Here is a 25,267-nt window from a genome sequence, read left to right as displayed (position 1 = left end):
ATGAAAGAATTAACGTGTTTTAAAGCTTATGATATTCGTGGGCAATTAGGTACTGAACTCGATAACGACATTTCATACAGAATTGGCCGCGCATATGGACAGTTTTTAAAAAGCGAAAATGACACAGATAAAACAGTTGTTGTAGGTGGTGATGTTCGCTTAACCAGTGAAGAGCTAAAAAAGGCGTTAGCTAATGGTTTAATAGATGCTGGTGTTAATGTGATTGATATCGGCGTTACTGGTACCGAAGAGATCTATTTTGCGACCTTCCACCTTGGTGTTGATGGTGGTATTGAAGTAACCGCAAGTCACAACCCAATGGACTACAACGGTATGAAGCTGGTTCGTGAAGGTTCTAAACCTATTAGTGGCGATACTGGTTTACGCGAAATTCAAGCTTTGGCTGAAAAGAATGAGTTTGTAGACGTTGAAGTGAAAGGTAGCTACAAAAAGATATCTTTACTTCAAGAATATGTAGATCACTTAATGGGCTATATTACGCCAGTAAACATAAAGCCAATGAAGCTGGTCATCAATTCGGGTAATGGAGCCGCTGGCCACGTGATTGATGAGTTGGAAAAACGTTTTGTTGAATTAAGTATCCCATTAGAAATTATCAAAGTGCACCATGAAGAAGATGGTAATTTCCCAAATGGTATTCCTAACCCATTGTTGCCAGAATGCCGTGCTGATACCGCAAATGCAGTAAAGGAACACAAGGCTGATATGGGGATTGCCTTTGATGGTGATTTTGACCGCTGCTTCCTATTTGATGAAAATGGCGATTTTATTGAAGGTTACTACATCGTAGGCTTATTGGCTGAGGCATTCTTACAAAAAGAGCAAGGTGCTAAAATCATTCATGATCCACGCTTAAGCTGGAATACCATTGATGTTGTAAGTCAAGCTGGTGGCATTCCTGTTATGTCTAAAACGGGTCATGCCTTTATAAAAGAGCGCATGCGCAAAGAAGATGCTATCTACGGTGGTGAAATGAGCGCTCATCATTATTTTCGCGATTTCGCATATTGTGATTCTGGTATGATTCCTTGGTTGTTGGTCGCGGAATTATTATCTCTTAAAGGTAAAGGAATTAGCGAAATTTTGAATGGAAGACTTCGCCGATTCCCTTGCTCTGGTGAAATTAATTTTAAGGTAAACTGCACAGACTTCATAATTGACAAAATAAAAAATAAATATAGCTCTAGCGCCCTAGTTGTAGATAGAACGGATGGGATTTCTTTTGAATTTGAAGACTGGAGATTTAACTTGAGGTCATCTAATACGGAACCTTTATTAAGGTTAAATGTAGAGTCAAAAAATAATGCTGATCTTATGAATATAAGAATCAGTGAAATAACAGAAATAATAATCGGAATGGAAAAATAGATATGTCAAAAAAGATTGCACTCATTACGGGGATTACCGGTCAAGACGGATCGTATTTAGCTGAGTTTCTACTTGAAAAAGGTTATGAAGTTCATGGTATTAAACGTCGTTCATCTCAATTTAATACACAAAGAATTGATCATTTGTATCAAGATCCGCATGAAGAAAATGTCAATATTAAACTTCATTATGGTGATTTAACTGACACCTCCAACTTGACTCGAATTCTACATGAAGTTCAACCAGATGAAGTCTATAATTTAGGCGCTCAATCGCATGTTGCGGTCTCATTCGAAAGCCCTGAATATACTGCAGATGTGGATGCCGTAGGAACACTTCGACTTCTTGAAGCTATTCGTTTTCTAGGGATGGAAAAGAAAACTAAGTTTTATCAAGCATCGACATCAGAACTTTATGGTGAAGTACAAGAAATCCCGCAGCGTGAAACAACGCCATTTCACCCCCGCTCACCATACGCTGTTGCAAAAATGTATGCATATTGGATCGTTGTAAACTATCGCGAATCATATGGTATGTATGCATGTAATGGTATTTTGTTTAACCATGAATCCCCAAGACGTGGTGAAACATTTGTTACTAGAAAAATCACACGTGGTATTGCAAATATTTCACAAGGCATAGAAAAGTGTTTGTATCTAGGCAATATGGATGCGCTTCGTGATTGGGGCCATGCTAAAGATTATGTCAGAATGCAATGGATGATGCTGCAACAAGAAATTGCTGAAGATTTTGTAATTGCAACAGGTAAACAAATTTCGGTTAGAGAGTTTGTACGAATGTCAGCCCAAGAATTGGGTATTGAACTTGAGTTTTCTGGCGAAGGGGTTAATGAAATAGCAGTCGTTAAAGCAGTTACAGGGGATCTTGCGAAATCTGTAGCCATCGGTGATGTGATAGTTCGAGTTGATCCTCGCTACTTCCGTCCGGCAGAAGTAGAAACTCTACTAGGAGACCCTACAAAAGCGAAAGAGCAACTCGGGTGGATTCCAGAAATTACGGTACAAGAAATGTGTTCGGAAATGGTAAAGCATGACTATAGTCTTGCTAAACAACATGCACTACTAAAAGATAGTGGTTTTGATGTAAGTGTTTCGGTAGAGTGATTTAAAATATGATACCAATATATAAGCCAAGTCTACTTGGAAATGAAGCTAAATATGTAGCTGACTGTGTTGAAACTACGTGGATATCTTCTCGCGGAGAATATATTAATAAGTTTGAAGCTGCATTTGGTAAATACATTGGAGCCGAGCATTGTACTACAGTAAGCAATGGCACAGTTGCGCTACATTTAGCGATGGAAGCTCTTGGTATAGGTGAAGGTGATGAAGTAATTGTACCTGCATTTACTTATGTTGCATCTGTAAATACGATTGTACAAACTGGTGCAAAACCAGTGTATGTAGATTCTTTAGAAAGTACTTGGAATATAGATCCTGTTAACGTAATTAAAAAAATAACACCAAAAACTAAAGCAATTATGGCTGTCCATTTGTACGGGTTAGCTTGTGATATGGATGCTCTTGATAATATCTGCTCTGAATACAATTTGCTTTTAATTGAAGATTGTGCAGAAGCATTTGGAACTTACTACAAAGGAAGACACGTAGGTACATTTGGAGATGTAGCTACCTTTAGTTTCTTTGGCAATAAAACCATCACTACTGGTGAAGGTGGTATGGTAGTTTGCAAAACAGAGAAAAGCTATGACAAAGCATGTCATTTGAAGAGTCAAGGTGTCTCAAAAACTCGAGAATATTGGCATGATGCAATAGCTTATAATTATCGTATGACCAACTTATGTGCAGCGATTGGCTTAGCTCAGTTAGAAAGAGCTGACGAAATTTTAAAGAAAAAGAAAACTATTGCACTATGGTATAGCGAAGGTTTGGTAGGTTTACCTTTAAAATTACAGGAAGTAAATTGTGATTTAACACACTCATACTGGATGTGTTCAGTTCTTGCTGAAAATAAAGAAATACGGAACGGATTACGAGACAGTTTGAAATGTGAAGGAGTGGATACTCGACCACTCTTCCCGCCTGTAAACACTATGCCTCATGTTTTTTCCGATGAATACTTTAAAGTGGCAACGATGCTAGGAGATTGCGGTTTTAATCTACCAAGTTTCCCTGATCTAACGCAGGAGAATGTTCTTTATATTTGCTCTCTAATCAGAAATTTCTTTAAGTAGGCTAGTTTGCTAGCCGCTTCAGTGGCGGTTAGTGATTGAAAGGTTTCATATGAATTCATATTTAAAAGGTATATGGGAAGCTAGATATTTTTGGCAACATCTGGCTTTTTCTGATTTAAGGTCTAGATGGCGTAGGTCTTTTTTTGGGGTATTGTGGTCATTTATACAGCCACTTGGTCTAACATTATTAATATCTGTTGTGTTTAGCAAAATGTTCAATACAGATATTGTCACATATGCTCCCTATATATTATCTGGAATAATTGTTTGGGATTTTGTTATTTCTTGTACTGCGGGAGGGTCACTAGCATTTGTTCAGGCAGATGCATATATAAAGCAATGTAATCACCCATTAGCTATATATACCTTAAGAGGTATATTTAGCAATATAATGGTTCTTATGTTAGCAAGTCTATCTTTATATGCATGGACAGCTGTTGTTTTACCGGAAAATATAAATATTTCGTGGTTAGCAACTTTAACTGCATTTCCAATAATAGCGTTGATTGGGTGGCCTTTAGCAACGTTGTTGGCATATATTGGTGTTAGATTTAGAGATGTTCCTCACATAATGGCCTTAGTTATGCAGTCAATCTGGTTTATATCACCCGTTTATTTCGAAGAAAGAATGTTTAGAAATGGTGGGTTAGATATACTGGTTGATAATAATCCTGTTTACCACGTTTTGGAATTATTTAGGGCTCCCCTCTTAAGAGGGGAATTCCCAACTTATCAGAATTATTCTTTTTGTCTATTAACCGCTCTAATTCTTTATATATTTGCTTGGTTAATAGGCCGTAAAGCAGAACGAAAAGTGATCTTCTACCTATGAGTAACAAAATTCTTCTTAAAAATATTAATCTGCATTATGCTTCATCATCGTATAAAGAAAGATCGATCAAATCATTGTTGTCAAGTGTTATCAGTGGAAATAAAAAAGAAAATGTGGTTGATGTACATGCTCTAAAAAATATTAGTTTAGAGATAAGTGATGGTGAAAGAGTTGGTTTATTAGGTCATAACGGCGCAGGAAAAAGTACATTTTTAAAAACCGTTGCTGGTTTATACCCGACTTCTAGTGGTGAGCTAATAGTTAAGGGACAGATTCGCTCCTTATTTGATCTTAGCCTTGGTTTTGAACCTGATGCAACAGGGCGGGAGAATATTCTATATAGAGGGCTATTATTAGGCCTGTCTCCTAAGTTCATGAGAGAAAAAGAGCAAGAGATAGTAGACTTTGCAAGTATTGGGGAGTTTATTGATTACCCAATTAAAACATACTCAGCGGGAATGCAAGTTAGATTAGCCTTTGCTATTTCTACAGCAGTTGGTGGAGATATACTTCTTTTAGATGAAGTTATTGGCGCCGGTGATGCTAATTTTATGGCTAAGGCAAAGAGACGTATAACTGAACTAATTGAACAGGCGAAAATATTGGTATTGGCATCGCATGACTTTTCATCACTAAAGGATATTTGTACTAGAGGTATAGTATTTCATAAAGGAGAGATTGTATTTGATGGTCCAATAGATAGTGCTATTTTGGAATATAAGGAAATAAATGGAATTGCAACGTAAAAAACCAATTAGAGTCATGTGGTTGTTAAACCACACGACATTACGAGACTTTGAGGTACCCTTGTTACAAAGTATGGGATGTGAAATCTTCGTACCTAAGATCATACCAGAAAATGAGGCTAATAGATCTGCTGACGTAACATACATTTATGATAAATCATTGACCTTAGATGCCGATAAATTAGAAAGATTAAATCAACAAGATTTTTATAATCATGGGCTTACTGGTGTAGAAGATATAGCAAATGATGAGTTTGACTTAGTTTTTTGTGGTTTTTTTCCAGAGCAACTTAAGCATGTTGTATCTAGTTTTTTAGGCTTTGTCTTTTTAAGAGTTTTTGGTCTAGCTGGTGAAGCTACTTATACGGGAATACTTCAGGAAAATGAACCTGAACTTTATAGTGAACTATGCAAAATTGAACAAAGGTTTGTCTTTGCTCAAGCTTATTCTAATCTATCAGTTGTTGAGACTGGTTTATTTAAGGAAAAAGCTCTAACTTTCAAACTATCATTACCTAAAGAATTAGTTAGTGATTTATCTAATAAGTGGAACGGAGAAAAAAATCAACTTTTTACTGTATGTCCGAGAATAAATAGCTCACCAGCTTACTATGGGGTTATTTATGAAGAGATGAAGAAATATTTTTCTGGCTATCCATGGATTATTGGTGGCGCACAGCCTATCGCTGTTGATGATGAAAGAGTTTTAGGTTTTATTTCTAGATCGGAATTGAATCAACATATACTGTCAAGTAGTGTAATGTTTTACCATTCTAATGAGAAAAGACATCTTCATTATCATCCCATCGAAGCTATTATAGCAGGACAACCGTTAATCTACATGCAAGGTGGATTACTTGGAGAAATCGCTAATTCAAAGCTTCCTGGTGCATGCAGTAGTTATGAGGAAGCTCAAGAAAAAATTGAAAGAATCTTAAGCGGAGATAAAGAATTCATTCGTGAAGTCAAAAAATCTCAACAAATATTACTTGAGGAATTTGATCCTTATGAAATCCTTAATCAGTGGAAGAATAACTTCGAACTTTTAGGGGTTGATGGAAAAAATAAAAAGTTTAGAACAATTGCTGTTATATTACCAATAGCTTATTCTGGCGGAACTTTAAATGCTTGTATATCAACAATTCAGAATATATTTAAACTATCGGAGAAAGGTATATTTATAACAAGGATTGTCTTTTCGATACCTCATGGGCATGATTATAGTGAAGATCTGCTAGAGTCAATACGATCTGAAGGAGTTGAAATAAGAGTTACAAATTGGTTGGAAGTTAGTCATAGCGAAGTAGAAAATATACGAAGACTTAGCGGCTATAGTAGTAAAATTATTGCAAAATCACAAAGATATTCACTCCCTGATGATGGCCTAGGATATTTACAAGATTGCGATCATTGGTTAGTTGTATCAGATCGCTTATCTCCTCCTTTAGCGCCAATCAAGCCCTATAGTGTACTAGTTTTTGATTATATACAAAGATATATACCCGGCCTGTATCATGGAATAAAAGAAGCCCAGATTGGCTATATGTATACAGTCAGAAATTCCAATAGAGTTATTGTAACAACAGAGCATACAGCTAAGGATATAAATAGTTACGCTGGAGTCAATAGAAATAAAATTAGCATTGCACCGATGTGTTACCAGTCTATCAAAAAATATTTAGTAGACAACCCTAAAGATAAAAAAATTGAATCAGAAAATAAATATATTATCTGGACTACAAATAGCGGTCCTCATAAAAATCAAGAGTTAACATTGAAAGCATTTAGTTACTATAAAGAATGCCTAGATGGACAATTAGATCTTGTTATAACGGGTGTTGATACTAATAGGTTTGATAGTCGCATTGATAAAAATGATAAGCACCACTTAGCTAAAGTAACAAGTACATATCACTCTCTGTCTGAACTAACTAAATCATCCATTAGACTAATGGGAGAGTTAACAAAAGAACGTTATGCATCGATCTTAAATTGTAGTGATTTTTTATTACATAGTTGCGAGTTTGACAATGGGACATTCTGTCTCTTGGAAGCAAAAGAGTTAGGTGTGCCTTGCTTATCCAGTAAGTACCCTCAGATAGTTGAGATGGATAGAATTTATGATCTGAATGTTGTATATATTGAAGAACGAACGATTTCATCTTTCGCTAAAAGACTTAAATATATGGAGCAATTAGTAATGGATGAACCTACTAACTCAATTGATAAAAAAGTAGTAAGAAATATTGGCCTTCAAGATTTTTCTAATGCATTTAAGGAGGTGCTTTTTGGCTAAGTTTGGGATTTATTTAGGGTACGCGCCAGAACAAAAACTAAATGACCAAGGTTTAGGGCGATTGCTTACTTTTATTCTTAAAGGTGTTATCAATAATAACACTCATAGCAGAATTCCTATAGCAATGCCAAAATGGTATGAGGATACCTTTCTAGAGCTAATTTACGAGCACGATATTGATTTAGATAATATTGAAATCATTACTACTGATTACATTCCCTTAATATTTCGGATTCGAGAGAAATTAAGGGAACGAAAGTTCGGTTTTTTTTCTAGGATTAAAGTTAAATTTCTTCCAGTCAAGTTTAGATTAGCTAATGAATTTTTTAATATTATATCTGGAGGATGGTCATTTAATAAGTTGATTACTATTAGTGCTTTAATAATAAGCATCTCAGCTATTCTCGGTATACTATTAATGCCAGTCTTTATTACTGCTATACTATTATTCATCGGCATGAAGGGGGTTAAAAGGATAACTAGAAGGTACCACTCTACTGTTCTTAGTCTTTTAGCTCGCTATAAATCAAATGGAAAAGATATTAAAAATGATAAGTTGGTGCAAAAGATTTTTGAACGTATACGAGATCAAGAACTTTTTAAACTAGCTCAGAAATTAAATAGCAGGCAGGATATAGAAAATTGGTTTGTTCCGACGTTGTTTTGGCCTGAAATTAAATATTTGCAGGGGCGAAAAGTAGTTACTGTACCTGATATTGTGTTTTATGATTTTCCCGTTGAATTTCGTGATGAATATTGGATAAAAGCACTAGACCGAGTTGAAAACACTATGGCTACTGCTGATAAGTTCATATGTTACAGTGAATACGTCAAGAATAATCATATATGCAAAAGGTTTGGAGTAGCTTCAACTGATGTTGATGTAATACAGCACGGGCATGTTGATATGTCTAATCTTTTGACGGGAACCTCTTCAGAAGAAATACTAAAAAGTTACATCAAAGAATATTATGAGTCTGATGATTATCTAAATGGATTCCCATTGCACGATTGTGACTATATTCTTTATGCATCTCAGTGTCGACCACATAAAAACATCCTAGCATTGCTGAAAGCGTATAAAATAATTTTGCGAGAAAGATTTATCCCTATTAAACTCGTCCTTACAGGTAGGGTATATGATGATGACATAATCGCTGATTTTATTGATTCTAACGGGTTACATTGTGATGTTATTTCACTAACGGATGTGCCAACGAAAGTCTTAGCAGCCCTAAATAAGCATGCTATTTGTCATGTAAATCCGACCTTATTTGAGGGAGGATTTCCTTTTACCTTCTCTGAAGCGTACTCGGTTGGTACACCTTCTGTAATGAGTAGAATCCCAATGGTAAAAGAGATAGTTAAAGAGTACGATGATTATCCAAATATGTTTTTTGAACCAACATCAATTGCGAGTATTGTTGATTGTGTTAGCTGGGTGATAAATAATCGAGATCTTGCATTAGAGTTACAGGAGCCGCTATATGAGAACTTCAAGCGTAGAACTTGGGATATAGTAGCTAATGAATATATTAAATCGATTGAGCGGTAATTGAGTGGATAACACATATATTTTGGGTAGTGGAAAACATGCAAAAAGTATAGCTAGCTTGTCTAAACTTATCGGATTGCAGATACAGCATTGTTATTTTGGAAACTTGGCAGAATGTAATAGCCATTTCATTGATATAGAAAGTTTGCCTATTTTATCAAATCTAATTATTGGCATTGGAGATAATTATTTAAGGGAAGAATTATATAATAAGTATTCAAATCGAAATAATCTCATTAATATGATTATAACCTCAGATATAATGGATGATGTCACTATTGGAAAAGGAAACTATATTGCATTAAAAAGCTATATAGGACCTTGTGTTTTTATTGGGGATAATAACATAATTAACACATCTTCAATTCTGGAGCATGATGTAAAGATAGGGAATTCATGTCATATATCCGTTTCCTCAGTTTTGTGTGGTAGCGTAGAAATAGGTGATCGCGTTTTTGTAGGGGCAAATGCTACAATTATTGATGGTGTTACTATTACTAATGATGTGGTAATTGGTGCAGGATCTACAGTAATAAAAAATATCGAAGAACCAGGGGTCTATGTTGGTAATCCTACAGTTAAAATTAAAAGTTAGGTTTGAGTCTAGTTTAAACTTACTTTACCTATTTAGCTCTTATTCTTATATTTATAAATTCCTCATTAGTGAATGAGGTTGACAATAGGATTCGTTAATGTCTCAGCGCTTTGAATTTGCAAACTCTCTTCGCGGTATTGCATGTATTTCAGTATTAATAGCTCATTTTGGGTTGACTTTTTGGACCAGTCCCAGCGCCATTTCATCTCTACTAAATTTGGAAGCGTTGAGCGTAAACTTACCCGAAAGACTAGAGCCTCTTATTTTTAGTCCAAATTTCGGCTATGGCTCTTTTGGGGTTGCTTTATTCTTTGTTATCAGTGGTTTTGTTATACCTATTTCATTAGAGAGGCAGTCATTTATTTCCTTTTTAGTCTCACGTGTGGTGCGTATATTTCCGGTTTATATTGTATCATTTCTAATAGGGATGCTTTCGATCTATATTCTAGGTAGCATAATACAGGATGAATATTTATTTCCATATAGTATAAATCAGCTAATCGTGCAAGTTACTTTACTTAGAGGCTACTTTTGGGTGCCGTCACTTGATGGACTCAGTTGGACTTTGGAAATAGAATTAACTTTCTATCTTCTAACTGCTATTTTTATGTCGATTGATAAGGTCATCAAGAAAAGAGTGTCTATTAAGTTATTTGTGGTTTTATCTCCGCTACTTTCTGCAGTTTGTATTGATGCGGTGAATCATACTGGGGGGATTGTTCAGACATCATTGTTGTATTTATCATATGTAATTCCATTTTTATTGTTTATGTATGCTGGAACTTTTATTTATTACTTTGTAACTAAACATGAAACATTTGGTTCGACAGTTTTATTTGTTTTTTATTTAATATGGGCCTTTCAAGTTTGTGCAAAAGCCCACCCTGCTCTATCTAACTTTGATTTTAGCAGTTACTTAGTTGCACTGACCATTTTCCTTGCATTTTTTATATCAAGAGATACATTTCCAAAATATAGATTACTGCAGTATTTTGCTTCGATTAGTTATCCATTGTATGCTGTCCATGCTTTATTGGGCTATAGTTTAATGTATTACTTCCATACAATTAATGTATCTGCTTACTATAGTATAATATTGACTTTTATTTCCGTTCTGTTTGTTTCTATAGTTATACATAAGTTAGTTGAAAAGCCATCATTAAGGGTAATAAAATTCATCAAAGCTAATTCTAAAAGTGACTAGAGAGTAGGGACCTCAGCAGGGAAAAATCATGAACATGCCCATATTTAAAGGATTTTTAGCATAATGATCTCACCATTTTCTTGTTCTGATGGATAACTGTATCATACAAAAAACAATTAACGAATGATCAATTTGACGATCATTTTCGTTGTTTTCTAATTGCTTATAGACAATATAGGAGCCTAAATATGAGCGAGTTAACCAACCCATTCATGCACTTTCAAATCATTAAAGATTATCGACAGGAAAATAAAATAGCACACAAATTATCAGACATTATTGACTTTGGCAATTCTCGCTTAGATTTCCTAAAACGATATGGTCATTTTGAGGCAGACATTCCATCGGCAGATCAGGGAAAAATCATGAACATGCCCATGTTTAAAGGATTTGTAGCATGGTGAGCTAACAGTTTTCTTGTTCTGATGGATAGCGGCATCACACAACAAACAATTAACCAATGATCAATTTGACGATCATTTTCAGTGTTTTCTAATACCTCCATAAACAAATTGGAGGTCCAACAATGAGTAACCAGCACCCATTTATGCATTTCGATGTCATTCCAGATTACCGCCAAAAAGGTAAAGTCGAACACAAGTTAACGGATATCATTTTGTTAACAATTTGTGCTGTGCTTTCTGGTCAAGATGACTGGAAAGCGATTAGCCTATACGGCGAAGCTCGGTTGGATTTCTTGAAGCGATTTGGTGATTTTAGCCATGGCGTTCCCTCTACCTCGACGATAGCCAGGGCGATGGGCATGATTAATGCGACTCGCCTACAAAAATGCTTTATCGAATGGATGAAAGATTGCTGTGAGCTAACGAAAGGTGAAGTCATTGCTATTGATGGAAAAACCGTTAGGGGCTCTTATGATAACTCTCGAGGGCTTGGCGCCATCCATATGGTTAATGCTTTTGCGACCGAAAATGGCGTGAGTCTTGGACAGCATAAAGTCTACGAAAAAAGTAACGAGATTACGGCCATCCCAGAGTTGCTGGAACTGCTTGATATATCTGGTTGCTTGGTCAGTATTGATGCGATGGGATGCCAAAAGAAAATTGCTCAAAAAGTACTAAACAAAAACGCGGATTACCTACTAGCGGTGAAAGGAAATCAAGGTCGTTTGGAGCAAGCGTTCGATAACTATTTTGATATGAGTATGCTGCAAAAACACGACGGTGATTCTTATAGCACGCAAGAAAAATCGCGAGGCAGACAAGAGACTAGGTTGGCCTTAACCAACACAGATTTGAGAGTTTTAGGTGACTTAGAATTTGATTGGCCCGAGCTAAAAACAATGGGTATCGTCGTTTCTGTGAGACAAGAAGAAGCCGTAGCGAAAGAGTCGGAAGTGACGGTGAGATACTATATTAGCTCGAAGGATTTAAATGCTAAGGAATTGTTAAATGCAACGCGTTCACACTGGTTAGTTGAGTCGATGCATTGGACACTCGATACTGAATTTGGCGAAGATGCTTGCCGAAAAAGGGCTGAAGAAAGTGCAGAGAACTTCGCAAGGATCAGACAAATGTGCTTAAACATGCTGAAGAGTGAAACGACTTTAAAAGCAAGTATTAAACACAAAAGAGCAATGTGTACGATGGATTCAGAGTACCTTTTAAAGGTGTTTTCGAGCCTTTATTAATGAGAGTGTTCATGATTTTTCCGTGACCACCTTCTAAGAAGGCGGTTTTTCACTGATACTATTATTTATTATTCAATAAAACTATGTTAGAAATTAATACATTCAAAAATGTAATAAAATCAACGCCACTCATATCGATAGACTTGATTGTTCGAAACTCTTCTGGTGAAATTTTACTTGGTTATAGGAATAATAGACCCGCTCAAGGATATTGGTTTGTTCCGGGGGGGCGTATTTTAAAGGATGAAAGAATAAGAGATGCGTTTAGTCGATTAACTGGAAATGAATTGGGAAAATGCTATGAAATTTCCCAATTTAAGTTTCAAGGAGTTTTTGAACATCTTTACAATGATAATTTTAGTAGTACAGATTTTACAACGCATTATATCGTGCTTGGCTATAATATATTACTAGATCATGATTTGAAGTGTTTACCTAGAGAGCAGCACTGTGATTATCGTTGGTGGTCTATAAATGATTTAATGGATTCCATTGAGGTCCATGAAAATACTAAAGCCTATTTTAGGTAAGCCCCATAATAGTTTGATAGAGTTTTAAGTAGCTATGAGACTGTTGTTCTAAATTAAATAATTTTTTTGTTCGTTCATATCCGTTTTGACCTAGATTGTTGCAGAGAATGTTGTTGTTCTCGAGCTTACTCATCGCATCACTTAAATCAGTTGCATTAGCCGGTTTTATTACAATTCCGGTTTTATTATGGATGTTGACATAGGTAGATCCTGTTCCTATATCGCAACTAATAATCGGTTTCTTTGATATCTGTGCTTCCAATAAAGACACTCCAAACGCTTCTGAACGTAAATGTGAAGGAAAAATGAAAGCTTTAGATAATAAATGCAGGGAGACTTTGTCTTCTTCAGAAATGAATCCTACCAACTTTACATTTTCTAAATGATGTTCGGCTATATATGCTTCTAGTTTTTCTCTTTCCGGGCCATCTCCGGCAATCACTATCGGTAATCGGTTGATTTTTGCTGCTTCGAGCAAGTAATCGAGCCCCTTGTAATAACGCAATACCCCAACGAACAAAAAGAAACCTTCTCCAACTTTATCCCGCCACATATCAATATTGTCTTTTGACGGAGTTGGGTAAGTCTCTTCGTCAATCGCAAGTGGAATTACCCGTACCTTATTTTTATATTTCTGTAAGTTAGTGCTGGTTTGAGCATACTGAGGTGATGTTGCGACGATTATATTTACATGGTTTAGAAAATGAATCTCTAGAGGTTTATACAAAACCTTTAAGAGCTTTTGTTTAACAATATCAGAATGATAAGTCACTAAGCTGGGCTTTTGAATGGTGTTGAATAATGATATTAAATCACCTGATGGCCAAGGGTAGTGATAGTGGATTATATCAGCCCACTCAGATAATTTTTTAAACTCAGATATAAGCTTTAAAGAAAACCCATTTGAAGAAACCTCAAATGTTTTCTTTACTGGGATTATTTCTGTGCCTTCACAACTGTAGGGGGACACATCATTATCAGACAACGTCAGTATCTTTGTCTCAACACCTAGTGTTTTCGTTCCGGAAGCGATAAATCGGATGACTTGCTCCACACCACCGTTAGTTTCTGGGTAGCAAGTTCGGTATACTTGTAATACTTTCATTAATATCTCATTGCTGTGGTGAGTAACCAGTTGGCGCTTCAAGTAAGATACGCTTAATACATTCAACATCGAAGTTATGACAGCATATATCCAATTCTTGGAGTAGGGGATGCATCTCTTTCCAAGTGAGCTTATCTTCACAAGCCGTCATTATCTTTTGGTGGCTTGTGCCCTCGACATTGTCACCAATCAATAATTCCTCGTAGAGCTTTTCACCGGGTCTCAAACCAGTGAATTTAATTTCAATATCTCCCTCATTGCTATTGCCATCAAAGTACTCTTTCATACCCATCAGGTGGATCATCCGTTTTGCTAGGTCGACAATTTTAACTGGCTCGCCCATATCTAACACAAAGACTTGTCCATTATGCCCCATTGCTCCAGCCTGAATAACCAACTGGGCTGCTTCTGGTATTAGCATAAAGTAGCGGATAATGTCAGGGTGAGTAACGGTAACAGGGCCGCCAGCTTTTATCTGTTTTTTGAAGAGGGGTACAACAGAACCTGAAGAACCAAGCACATTACCAAAACGCACCATAGTAAAAATAGTTTTGGTTCCTTTATCAGCCAGTGCCTGTAGAACTAATTCTGCCATCCGTTTACTGGTGCCCATAATATTCGTAGGACGTACCGCTTTATCGGTTGAAATGAGTGTGAAACTTTCGACACCAGCCTCGATAGCCGCCGTAGCACATGCTAGGGTACCGAATACATTGTTGCGAATACCTTCGATGACGTTATCTTCTACAAGCGGTACATGCTTATAAGCCGCAGCATGGTAAATAGTGTTAACTTTATGAGCGACCATTAGTTTATGTAAACGGTTTTCCTTTTGCACCGAACCAAGAGCCGCGACAATTTTGGTCTCTAATTTTAGATTTTTTTTTATGGCTTGTAGTTCTTGATCGATGGAATATAGATTGTATTCATTGAGTTCAAATAAAACGAGCGTTGTGGGATTTTGGGCAATAATTTGACGGCACAGTTCAGAACCAATGGAGCCACCAGCCCCTGTCACCATCACACTTTTCCCAGTAATATTTCTGCTCAATAGCGCCTTATCTGGCGCTATTGGTGCTCTACCCAGTAAATCTGAAATATCTAAGTCCTGAACATCTGTGGCTTGCGCTCTACCAGCGGCAATATCCTCCACTGAAGGGACAGATTGAACTTCAATTGGCCAATGAGAGAGCCTTTCAAGCAGTCTTAATCGCTCACCTTTATTCATATTGTTAATTGCGAGCAGCAATTTGACTGGCTGATAAAGTGACTGTAGTCGTTCAAATTGGTCGCTGTGATGCACACGAATACCAAACATGATTTGGCCAGCTTTAATCGGATCATCATCAAGCAGTATGACAGGGTGATATTCATCACCTTGGATAAGGGCATAGGCTAGATCTCTCCCAGTGGATCCAGCACCGTAGATAAAGACGTTTGGTTTTTGTCTTTTGTAATAGTGATAATAAATGGTTCTGATAAGGATTCTTGGGCCACCTAAGCTAAGAATAGCAAGTCCAGCGTAGATAAAGGGTACACTTCTAGGAATAAAGGCCTGAAAGAAGAAGCCACTTAAGGCAAGCGTAAGCGCTGATAAGAAAACGGAAAGGAAGATATAGCCGATTGCAGGCATCATCATATAACGTAGAACCGCTCGGTACATTCCAAGCCGGACAAAGCAAAAAATAGTTACACCTAGTGTGGTTGCTAAGCTGGCGAGCTCTTTCGCTCCCATATAAAAACTAAAGGTATCTAGTCGCAGTGCAATCGCGAGGTAAAGAGAACAAATAATCGCTAGAATGTCATAGCAAATCGTAATTAGGCGCTTGTTTTGTCTTTGTGCATTGAGAAGAAATTCAATAGGTGTGAACATTACTTGCTACTAAGCCTTTATGAGTCACATCGGCGGTGTACGTACGATGTTGATATGGATATTATTGTTATCGCTAGAATTGTAGTTTGCTTGAGGCAAATTGGCTACCCTTTACCCTAACTTGGAATATCGATTATTGTTCAAATATTTCTTTCAGTGGTGGAGTTTAACCCTGAGCACAGTTTGCATGCACTTAGCTTTAAATTAAAGGTCACATTTTGAAAATATTGGTTACAGGCAGTTCTGGATTTGTTGGTTCTAAAGTGATGGAACAGGCATCACGTATCGGTTGGGAGTGCATTGGCCAGAGTCGTACGTTGAATCGCACCAACCACTCTCAATCTGATTTTGTTACCTCTTTGGAGGCGAATACGGATTGGCGTTTAGCGCTCAATGGTGTGGACTGTGTCGTCCATTGCGCCGCTAGAGTGCATCAAATGCAAGATTCAGCTCAGGATGCACTGACGCTTTATCGTGATGTTAATACTGCGGGTACCTTGAATTTAGCTCGTCAGGCGGTGGAAGCGGGCGTGAAACGATTTATTTTCATCAGTTCAATCAAAGTGAATGGTGAGTATTCAAAAACTGATCAGCCTTTTCGGCCTGAAACTTCGTTCATTCCTGACGATCCTTATGGCCTAAGTAAATATGAAGCCGAGCAAGGGTTAAAGAAATTAGCCGATGAAACGGGCTTAGAAGTGGTCATTATACGGCCACCCTTAGTGTATGGTGAAGGTGTAAAAGCGAATTTCCTCAGTATGATCCAGTGGGTTGAAAAAGGTATACCTCTACCCTTAGGACTCATACATAACAAACGCAGCTTAGTATATCTTGGGAACTTAGTGGATTTAATCCTTAATTGTTGTATTCACACGAACGCTGTAGGAAAGACATTTCTAGTATCTGATGATCTTGATGTTTCAACAACTGAGATACTGAAAACTATCGCAAATTCGCTTGCTGTACCTAGTCGTTTATTGCCTATTCCTGAGCGTGTGCTTAAGACGTTATTCATCATTACTGGCAAAAAATCGATGGCTCAACGTTTATGTTGTGACCTGCATGTCGATATCAGTGATACCAAGCGTGAGCTGAGTTGGTCACCGCCATACACCTTTCAACAAGGTATCCAAAAAACCGTAAGTGCTTACTTACACAATAAAAAGTAGAGAACCATTAATGTTGCGTATTTTAGATTTTGTCTTTGCCTTGCTAGGGCTATCTATTCTTTGGCCGATTTTATTGATCGTTTGCGTGTTAGGGTATTTTGACACTGGCTCACCGGTGTTTATGCAAACTCGAGTTGGGCGTCACAAGAAGCCATTTACATTAATCAAGTTTCGAACCATGCCAGTCGATACTCAATCGGTTGCGACTCACTTGGTGGGCGCGAGTTCAGTAACTAAGCTGGGTAGTATCTTGCGTAAAACGAAGTTAGATGAGCTTCCTCAACTGATTAACGTCGTTAAAGGTGAGATGAGTTTAGTTGGACCTCGACCATGCTTATTTAACCAACAAGAGTTAATTCAGATCCGAGACGAGAAAGGAGTGTTTGATGTTCGCCCTGGGATCACAGGTCTGGCACAGGTAAACGAGATCGATATGTCAACTCCTGAACTGTTGGCAGATTGGGATCTGAAGATGATTCAAAACATGTCACTCACGCTATATTTTACCTGTATTATTCAAACCGTCTTAGGTAAAGGCGCTGGGGATAGGGTTTAATCCGTCTGCGTCACAAAAGATCTTTTGACCTTACTGTGACGCAATGAAATTCTTGGCAATTATCTTTTTTATCAATGTTACTCTGCTCGCGCTAACCTTGTTTCGTTCGTTTCTACATTTGGCCATTGATATTCTCCGTGGTGGTAAGTGTTCACTTGTGCTTTCAACCACGGTTGGATGAAATTGATCGAAACAAAAATGCTTAAGCGTTCGATATCTAATTTTTCTCCGTTCACAAGCCTCGTATCTGCTTTATTGGCAATAGCCGCTAATATACCGACCAATTCGCCTTGTGCATTGAATGCACCACCGCCACTCATGCCCGAACGTATTGGGGCGTCGGTAATACTGGCTGGGCATTGGCTGAAGTAACGGCTATTGACGAAGTTTAAGTCCAAATGGTACGTCCCTTTTCCCATCACCACATCACCACTGCCACTCACACCAAACGCCTCTATTTTTTCTCCTTGATAAACTAGCCCTAATTCTGGAAGTACAACATGTTGGTTGTCTGACTCGATCAAAGCCACATCACAAGTGGGATGGTAAGCCACCACTTTGGCATAATTCATTTTTGCCACATGGGCTGCAGTTAAGCTTAAATTTGGAGTTAAGGGCACACTCGATCCATAACCAAAATACAGCAATGGAATACCGGTGAATTCATAATTAATCGCTGGGGGATTTTGCGCTTTCATGGTTGGCCCATTAGACGCTGCGCAACCTACTAAAATGAAAGTAAGCACTAACATTAAGTAGCGAGATAATCGACAGAAATGAGATCCGATAACAGGCTGAAGGAACATAAGAACCTCCTATTCAAAGCCAACAATACCGAGATCTTGATGCGCATCTAGATCAAATGTGTTTACCTAATAAAAGTATAGATGCAATCGATTACATTGCTATGCGTCACATAAAAAATAGTTATAGTAGATGCTTTAATCAATAGTGGGTTGGCTGTTTCTTGTTGAAAAGTAGCGATATTCTTTAGGCAGAGATTGAAAAGAGAGCCCATGAATGAGCTCTCTTTTTATTAGTAACAATAGTCTAAGCTAGTTGCTTGAGATAGGGCGACCATACCAAGGGGAGCGTGCATCCGTCATATCGTACAAGCGATATTGTCGGTTCAGCATTTGCCCACCATCACGTTGAATCGGTAACCAAGATACGGTCACGCGCTGTGTACTCGGCCGAATGGTCATCAAGTCCATAGGAATTGAAACATAAAATCCCTTGGTAAAACTGCCTTCACCAAACTCTTCTGCAGAAAGGTTGGTTTTAGAAATAAACGCCCCGGCAATCACACCACTATCAAACTGTTTAGAAAAATCGACCGACATACCGATATCTTCAGTTAAGTAACGCCCCGCACTGACCTTGAGTAACGTATTGTCGATCAATGACCAAAACTTAGGCTGCCAATAGAGCGTTGCATGGCCTGTTACTGTACCCGTTTGTACTCGATAGTTTCGACCCGTTTGTGGATCAGAATGCACTTCTTCTTTATACAGACCAAAAGCGGTGTCAGGGTCGCGCTGTTTTACATAGTTTCCGTCAATCCCAACCGCCCAATTTTTACCTAATGGACGATAGAGTATTTCGCCGCCGACACCAGCAAACATAGTTTCGAGATACCCTGCGTAGCTTTGACCAAACCAACTTTGGCCGAAAGTATCAAAGTAGGTTAGTTGCAGGTTATCAAGGCGAACAGCATCTTCATAATATTGTCGAGACAAGGTACGAACCCGTTTTAAATCAGTACCATCTGGCGGTACGGTGTACTTGTATTTGTCGTAGTTATCGGCAAGGTTGCCATAAAGGCTGCCAGAGAGTAGCCAATGATCTCGTGTCTGTACGCTGGCATTAGCACTAACACCAAGAGCGTATAAATAAAAGTCTTCAGAGCCACCAAAAGACTGCTGCAACACAGGCGCTAACCCAAATTGCCACGCATCATACTGCTGCGCTTTTACTTCGCCATTGATCGCGACAGGGTTACCACGCGCACTGGCATCGGTAATGTGAGCGTTAGGGTAATCACGGTCAGCAACGCGGGCAAACGCATTCGCTTTTATTCTGGTTTCAGTGAGAGGCTGATTATTGGCTGTCTCGATGATGCGATATGTCTGTGCATCAATGCCTTGATTCGCCAGCAGCAATGCGGCGCGTTCATGCGCTTCTTTGCGATCGCGATACTTATATTGTTCAGCTTCGATCGTGAGGGTGGCATCATCTTGGTACAAAGTCGCTTGTTTATAACCGGCGATTACATCAAGGTCATGAAGCAGCGTTTGCCATTCAGCATCGTCTAACTCATGTGATTTCGCTTTCGGAGCATAATTGGGTTTGGGTTCATCAACCCACACCGGTTGCATGGTTGCCAAGTTCGTGCCCAAGGTAATGCCTGCGGTAAAGGTATTACCGCGTTCATAGCTAAGGCGTAAATCAGCCCAATCAGCAAGAGCGTATACCACACCAAAGTTCCACGGTGTTGAAACGGGCATTACTGCATCACTACGGGTGACGGGAAAATCACTGCGGTAATCATTGCCATCGTATTCCACTTTTAGACGCAGTGGTTGCCAAGGTGTTTGGTATTCAACCCCACCAAACAGCGACGTACAACCCGTGAACATCCGTCCAATATCAAATTGGCCGCCTTTACCACTGTAACTACCATCGCGACCGCAATCTGGTGTTGAGGATTTATCACCCGTTAAGTTCGCGTTGTTACCCAAATAACCCCAGCCAACGCCGAGTGTGACATCCAATGGGCCAAAACGTTTACTGGCTGCAATGAATTCGCCATCAAACAAACCTGTACCGCCAACATCACGTAACCCTACCGACACTTCCGGCAGCCAATATCCCTCTTCTAGCAAACGCAGTTTGGCATCAATCGATTTATCCGTGTATTTCGTATCACCGCTAAAGCTGGTATCGCCACTGTAAAGTAGCTCATGCACTTGCGTGTAACGAATCGTCGCTTCTAGCCATGGGAAGAGTTGGAGTGAACTGACGTAATGAATGTAATCATCGTTGTTTGTGACGCTTAAACTGAATTGACCTTCTGGCATCATGCGGGCACTGGGCATCTGTATTAAGCCTGTACCACCAAAATCAGTTTGAGAATGCACCAGCGCTGGGTAGCTGAATTCGTCAGCTTGGCTCGGTAACGCCAAACTAAACGCAATGCAGCACGCCATACAAGTGACGCGAGGTGGTTGAATCGTCGAAGACGAAAGATAACTCAGTTTCATCATGGCAATTGATTTCGCAGCAGTTCAACGACAATGTCGTTCACATTGTGTAGTGAATATTGAGGATAAAGTGACGTCGTTTCGATAGGGAAAGGCACGTAAAGTGTCGCTCCGGGCGCGATATCTTGAAAGTCGTGATTCCAATAGGCGATATCATGCAGTGAGGCGTGACCATCGGGTTGAATCACCCATACTTGCGAGATATCCGCCTCAGCAAGGCCTGCCGAGCGAACATAATGACCCGCATCAGTGCGTGGTTTCCAAGCCATGTCACCAGCTTGTTTAACATTCCCCAAAACTGATACTGTGGTGGGTAACGCATTGAGTGACAGCAGCCATTGACCTTGTAATTTCGGGTTCTGACTGGTAGTGATGCGCGTGATGTCGGGATCAAGCGGAGTAAAAATACGCTGTGCAAAAGCATTCGCGCGTAGCTGCTCTTTCATCTGACGCCAGCGCTTTTTGTGAGCCGATGTGGCCAAACTTTCTTGATGGGTGATCGCCAGCAGAACCTGCTGCTTTTTTTGATACGGGCTTGTCACATCAAACAAGGCGCTGCTTAGCCAATCGATATCGGCAGGTAACTGCGCACTGGCATTTAGCGCATTGATGACTAACTCATCCACTCTTGGTACCGATGCAAAAGAGAGGGAGAGGGCCGGTTTCTCTGCGCTTCTCACTTCCACCACACTAGCGGGTGCACTATAGGCCGCCGGTGATAGTGCGCACAATACGCCCAGCAGAAAATGCTTCATTAATGTAGATTTTATTAATGTGGCTTTTGTTAATATAGCTCTTATTAATATAGCTCTTATTAATGTAGCTTTTGTTAATGTAGCTTTTATTAATGCAGCTTTTGGCACTGATGCGCTCAGTAACGTGCGTTTTTCTAGCCAAACGTGGCGTATTAAGTTGAGCCATAAAATCATCACTTATTCGCTCCTGAGAAAGGTTTAGCAACAATCAGTTCAAAGCGCGCCATGCCGGGAGCTGGCGTTTGTTCGCTAACGACGACTTCGCCACTGCTTGGCTCAAGCCAGTAGTGATTGGTGTAATGTTGGTCAATCGCTAAAATTGTCACATTTTCCACCACATGTAATAAATTTCTAGCACCCTGTGGCAATACCTTTTGCTCCTCACCTTGTACAACAAAGCGAGATTGAGCGTGATATTGGGTGTGATAGCCCGGCTGCCAACTGATCTCATATTCCCAGTAGCGCGGAGTGCTGGCATCATGTAAACCAATCGCTAGAGGATCAGGCTGCTGCGATCGAATATTGGATAAATTCGCATCCAGCAAATTCACGGTTTTAGTGATTCGCCCTGCCGAGGTAACGATCATCTCATGATTTGCGGATAAATATTTTAAAGCCAGCGGGTTGGATTGAAATTGGCGAGACTCTTTTTCGGCCCAAGCTAATATCATTAATGCTTGAGGGTTATCCCCTTGCTTTACATAAATACTGGCGTAGGGCAACTCATTAATTTTATTTTGCGAGATACTTAATGATTCAGGGCCAAATAGAGCAAGATTTAAAGAATCAGTAAAATATTGAGTGTTTTGTGTACAGCCTGTAATTAGAAAACCGCAACAAATAAATAACGAGTGAATAGCAAACTTCATAATAGGGGCTTAATAAGAAAATTCGTCATTTGAATATTAAAAAAACAACCGCCAATGGCGGTTGTGAATTAAGCAGGCGCTTATTGCGCTGCGGTTACTGTGGTGGTAGTAGAAGTACCTGAATTGCTTGAAGCAACTACTATACCCGCTACTAGTGCGCCACCGATAGCTACAGACGTTGCCGTTACTGTACCTACTGCTGCCGTTGTCGCTGCTGTACCGCCAGCGGCTCCGCCAGTGGTTGACGCGGCTGTTGTTTCTTCAACAGCAGCCATCGCTACGCCACCAAAAGCAAAAGATGCTAATAGTGCGATTGCTGTTTTTTTCATAGTATTCCCCATGAAGTTTAATTACATCGATGTATACCCAATATAGATTGGGCGTCGCAACAATAAACATTATTGATCCCAATGTAAACAAGTTGCACTCTAGGCGAATCGACTATTTAAGTTGAGATTAAAAAATAATCACTCATTAATTGGCTTGATAGCAAATAGATCGAAATCAATAAGGAAAATACTTACAGGGTGGGAAAATACTTACTTCACATTCAATAGTAACCTATGTATCATTCCGCAGCCTTTGATAGTACAAAAAATTGAGAAATCAAAATTTATTTTTTCTACTTTCTTATTGATTGCATTGTAATTTGAAAGTTTGATTGGTGCGCGCTGCATCGCACTTTTAATGAATAACCTATTTTCAATTATCATTGGCTTAAACGCATTTAACACCGTCATAGGGATCGCCCTAGGGCGGTAGCGTGCCAGCAAGTTTTTATATATAACTTCTAGCACATTGATAGATAAACACATTATTCATGTGCCTTGGCTTCATATATACCCAAACAACTTGGAGTTGCAGGTAGGCGGCAAGTGAGTGAGTCCCCATGAGCATAGGCAAACTATGTGATTGGGGTGAACGAACGTAGCCAACACCGCTGCAGCTTCAAGTAGGAAGGGTATAAGCACCTTGGTCATGGCTGTGATTGAAATAGCAGGAACGTTCGCGTGTCAAAAAAGTATTTGCCTTTGATTATCGCCTCAGTAGTTTTAACGGGGTGCACCATTCCGGGTTCACACCTACCTACGGGTGAAAAAAATGCCGCATGGGAAGCAGAAAGCAACGAATCCTTATCTTCTCAAGTGAATGTCTACCCCCTTACTCCTGCTTTTATTAAAGAGCTGAAAAAATATAAAAATCAGCCTATTACCCAACCCAATGCTCCGTTAGAACAAGAAATTGCTCGCTACGAATATTACATCGGCCCTGGTGATGTGCTTAATATCACCATCTGGGATCATCCGGAGTTAACCATTCCTGCCGGTTCATACCGCAGTTCGGCGGAAGCGGGTAACTGGGTCCATGCGGATGGCACCATCTTTTACCCTTACATTGGTGAAGTGAGTGTGGCGGACAAAACCGTAACGGAAATCCGCCAAGTGATTTCAGAAAAGTTAGCTAAGTACATTGAATCACCTCAGGTCGATGTCAACGTCGCTTCTTTCCGCTCGCAAAAATCCTACATTACTGGTGAAGTTAAAACGCCGGGTCAGCAAGCCATCTCAAATATTCCCTTAACATTATTAGATGCCATTAACCGTGCTGGTGGTATTACCACGGATGCAGATTGGCGCAATGTGACGTTGACTCGTAATGGTAAAGAGGAACTTCTTTCTCTTTATGCTTTGATCCAGAAAGGCGATTTAACGCAAAACCGCTTACTGCGCGATAGCGATATCGTACATGTGCCACGTAACGACGGGCAAAAAGTGTTTGTGATGGGCGAAGTCAAACAGCCACAAATGCTGAAAATTGACCGTACAGGTATGAGCCTGACCGAAGCCTTGAGCACAGTCGGCGGCATTAATGAATACGAAGCCGATGCCACGGGTATTTTTGTGATTCGCGGCGCGCAACAACAGCAAGCCGTGTTAAGCCACGCGGCGCCCAACCAAGATGACCCTATCGCCAATATTTACCAGCTCAATATGCAAGATGCCACGGCGTTAGTCATGGGCACAGAGTTTGAACTGCAACCTTATGATGTGGTGTATGTCACCACCACGCCCGTTGGGCGCTGGAACCGTTTGATCAGGCAATTGTTGCCAACCATCAACGGCTTTAATGAGCTGTCTGAAGGTGCGTTACGGATGAAAAATTGGCCATAACTGAACAGTAAATAAGAGAAAAAACGTGTTTTCTAAAATATTAGTGGTGTGTGTCGGTAACATCTGCCGTTCACCAACAGGCGAGCGAGTATTACAAAAGCTATTGCCGAATAAAGAAGTGGCTTCGGCTGGCATTGCTAGCGCCAAAAGCCATCTTGAGGGCAAACCCGCCGATGCCATGGCCAGCCAAGTTGCTGCCGAACATGGCATTGATTTATCTGGCCATGCATCGCAGCAGCTCACCTCAGCGCTTTGCAGCCAGTATGATTTAATTCTCGTGATGGAAAAGGGGCACATTAGTGCATTAAGTGAGATTGCCCCTGAAGCACGCGGCAAAGCCATGCTATTTGGGCAATGGATAGGCCAGCAAGAGATCCCCGACCCATATCGCCAAAGCAAAGAAGCATTTGACCATGCCTACCAGTTAATTGACCAAGCCGCGCAAGCTTGGGCCAAAAAGCTGTAATCACCATAAGCCAAAACAGGCCGTTAG

At 39.5% G+C, this 25,267-nt stretch carries 22 protein-coding genes and 1 pseudogene; 16 read left to right on the top strand and 7 right to left on the bottom strand.

The genetic code is table 11. From position 1 onward, the window contains the following. The 12 genes and pseudogenes from CCZ37_RS12455 (at position 1) to CCZ37_RS12400 (ending at position 13,013) form a co-directional block, all read left to right on the top strand. Positions 1-1,389 (top strand): phosphohexomutase domain-containing protein, encoded by a 1,389-nt coding sequence (locus CCZ37_RS12455; protein WP_094500674.1) that lies wholly within the window; start codon positions 1-3, stop codon positions 1,387-1,389. Positions 1,390-1,391: 2 nt separating this feature from the next. Next, complete coding sequence (gmd, locus tag CCZ37_RS12450; RefSeq protein WP_094500673.1) at positions 1,392-2,513, top strand: GDP-mannose 4,6-dehydratase; 1,122 nt, start codon at positions 1,392-1,394, stop codon at positions 2,511-2,513. 8 nt (positions 2,514-2,521) lie between these two features. Further along, positions 2,522-3,604, top strand: coding sequence for a DegT/DnrJ/EryC1/StrS family aminotransferase (locus CCZ37_RS12445; RefSeq protein WP_017043779.1), 1,083 nt, complete (start codon positions 2,522-2,524; stop codon positions 3,602-3,604). A 49-nt stretch (positions 3,605-3,653) separates the two neighbouring features. Continuing rightward, positions 3,654-4,436, top strand: a complete 783-nt coding sequence (locus tag CCZ37_RS12440) for an ABC transporter permease (protein WP_017043778.1) — start codon at positions 3,654-3,656, stop codon at positions 4,434-4,436. Continuing rightward, positions 4,433-5,182: an ABC transporter ATP-binding protein gene (locus CCZ37_RS12435; RefSeq protein ID WP_017043777.1), complete on the top strand. Its 750-nt coding sequence runs from the start codon at positions 4,433-4,435 to the stop codon at positions 5,180-5,182. Before CCZ37_RS12440 ends, CCZ37_RS12435 begins: the two co-directional genes overlap by 4 nt. Then, complete coding sequence (locus CCZ37_RS12430) at positions 5,166-7,478, top strand: glycosyltransferase (RefSeq protein ID WP_094500672.1); 2,313 nt, start codon at positions 5,166-5,168, stop codon at positions 7,476-7,478. The genes CCZ37_RS12435 and CCZ37_RS12430 overlap by 17 nt, the downstream gene beginning before the upstream one ends. Continuing rightward, positions 7,471-9,033 (top strand): glycosyltransferase, encoded by a 1,563-nt coding sequence (locus tag CCZ37_RS12425; protein ID WP_157729205.1) that lies wholly within the window; start codon positions 7,471-7,473, stop codon positions 9,031-9,033. The genes CCZ37_RS12430 and CCZ37_RS12425 overlap by 8 nt, the downstream gene beginning before the upstream one ends. A 4-nt stretch (positions 9,034-9,037) precedes the next feature. Beyond that, a complete protein-coding gene (locus CCZ37_RS12420; RefSeq protein WP_094500670.1) occupies positions 9,038-9,628 on the top strand; it encodes a DapH/DapD/GlmU-related protein in 591 nt (196 codons plus the stop codon). Positions 9,629-9,725: 97 nt separating this feature from the next. Continuing rightward, positions 9,726-10,832: an acyltransferase family protein gene (locus CCZ37_RS12415; RefSeq protein WP_094500669.1), complete on the top strand. Its 1,107-nt coding sequence runs from the start codon at positions 9,726-9,728 to the stop codon at positions 10,830-10,832. Positions 10,833-11,020: 188 nt separating this feature from the next. After that, positions 11,021-11,233: pseudogene (locus tag CCZ37_RS12410) on the top strand (transposase family protein); the annotation flags it as partial. Positions 11,234-11,358: 125 nt separating this feature from the next. Then, a complete protein-coding gene (locus tag CCZ37_RS12405; protein ID WP_167372413.1) occupies positions 11,359-12,483 on the top strand; it encodes an ISAs1 family transposase in 1,125 nt (374 codons plus the stop codon). An 83-nt stretch (positions 12,484-12,566) separates the two neighbouring features. Then, positions 12,567-13,013, top strand: coding sequence for a GDP-mannose mannosyl hydrolase (locus tag CCZ37_RS12400; RefSeq protein ID WP_094500668.1), 447 nt, complete (start codon positions 12,567-12,569; stop codon positions 13,011-13,013). On the opposite strand, the gene CCZ37_RS12395 is transcribed toward CCZ37_RS12400, so the two are convergent. Together CCZ37_RS12395 and CCZ37_RS12390 are read right to left on the bottom strand one after the other, a co-directional pair. Beyond that, positions 13,006-14,118 (bottom strand): glycosyltransferase family 4 protein, encoded by a 1,113-nt coding sequence (locus CCZ37_RS12395; protein WP_094500667.1) that lies wholly within the window; start codon positions 14,116-14,118, stop codon positions 13,006-13,008. The genes CCZ37_RS12400 and CCZ37_RS12395 overlap by 8 nt on opposite strands. A gap of 7 nt (positions 14,119-14,125) precedes the next feature. Next, on the bottom strand, positions 14,126-15,991 hold the full coding sequence (locus CCZ37_RS12390; RefSeq protein WP_094500666.1) for a polysaccharide biosynthesis protein: 1,866 nt from the start codon (positions 15,989-15,991) through the stop codon (positions 14,126-14,128). A 266-nt stretch (positions 15,992-16,257) separates the two neighbouring features. Between CCZ37_RS12390 and CCZ37_RS12385 the strand changes: the two genes are divergently transcribed. Both CCZ37_RS12385 and CCZ37_RS12380 read left to right on the top strand, forming a co-directional pair. Then, entirely contained in the window at positions 16,258-17,160 is a 903-nt protein-coding gene (locus CCZ37_RS12385) for a UDP-glucose 4-epimerase family protein (RefSeq protein ID WP_244187298.1), read from the top strand. A 10-nt stretch (positions 17,161-17,170) separates the two neighbouring features. Next, positions 17,171-17,716: a sugar transferase gene (locus CCZ37_RS12380; RefSeq protein ID WP_094500664.1), complete on the top strand. Its 546-nt coding sequence runs from the start codon at positions 17,171-17,173 to the stop codon at positions 17,714-17,716. 77 nt (positions 17,717-17,793) lie between these two features. Here the strand turns inward: CCZ37_RS12380 and CCZ37_RS12375 are convergent, their stop codons facing one another. From CCZ37_RS12375 to CCZ37_RS12355, 5 genes are all read right to left on the bottom strand, one after another. After that, entirely contained in the window at positions 17,794-18,522 is a 729-nt protein-coding gene (locus CCZ37_RS12375) for a S1 family peptidase (RefSeq protein ID WP_094500663.1), read from the bottom strand. Positions 18,523-18,771: 249 nt separating this feature from the next. Beyond that, positions 18,772-20,982 carry a YjbH domain-containing protein gene (locus CCZ37_RS12370; RefSeq protein ID WP_094500662.1) on the bottom strand — a complete coding sequence of 737 codons (2,211 nt, stop codon included), beginning with the start codon at positions 20,980-20,982 and terminating at the stop codon, positions 18,772-18,774. After that, positions 20,979-21,734 carry a capsule biosynthesis GfcC family protein gene (locus CCZ37_RS12365; RefSeq protein WP_244187268.1) on the bottom strand — a complete coding sequence of 252 codons (756 nt, stop codon included), beginning with the start codon at positions 21,732-21,734 and terminating at the stop codon, positions 20,979-20,981. Before CCZ37_RS12365 ends, CCZ37_RS12370 begins: the two co-directional genes overlap by 4 nt. 173 nt (positions 21,735-21,907) lie before the next feature. Next, positions 21,908-22,603, bottom strand: coding sequence for a YjbF family lipoprotein (locus CCZ37_RS12360; protein WP_094500660.1), 696 nt, complete (start codon positions 22,601-22,603; stop codon positions 21,908-21,910). 80 nt (positions 22,604-22,683) lie between these two features. Further along, positions 22,684-22,932, bottom strand: coding sequence for a hypothetical protein (locus tag CCZ37_RS12355; RefSeq protein ID WP_167372412.1), 249 nt, complete (start codon positions 22,930-22,932; stop codon positions 22,684-22,686). Between the two features lie 681 nt (positions 22,933-23,613). Between CCZ37_RS12355 and CCZ37_RS12345 the strand changes: the two genes are divergently transcribed. Both CCZ37_RS12345 and CCZ37_RS12340 read left to right on the top strand, forming a co-directional pair. Beyond that, positions 23,614-24,774: a polysaccharide export protein gene (locus tag CCZ37_RS12345; protein WP_094500657.1), complete on the top strand. Its 1,161-nt coding sequence runs from the start codon at positions 23,614-23,616 to the stop codon at positions 24,772-24,774. Positions 24,775-24,799: 25 nt separating this feature from the next. Further along, a complete protein-coding gene (locus CCZ37_RS12340) occupies positions 24,800-25,240 on the top strand; it encodes a low molecular weight protein-tyrosine-phosphatase (protein WP_017044356.1) in 441 nt (146 codons plus the stop codon). Positions 25,241-25,267: the final 27 nt, after the last annotated feature.

Source organism: Vibrio qinghaiensis (genome assembly GCF_002257545.1).
Classification (GTDB): domain Bacteria; phylum Pseudomonadota; class Gammaproteobacteria; order Enterobacterales; family Vibrionaceae; genus Vibrio; species Vibrio ordalii.
The sequence above is the reverse complement of the archived record's forward strand: the minus strand, read 5'-3'. Positions and strand labels throughout refer to the sequence as shown.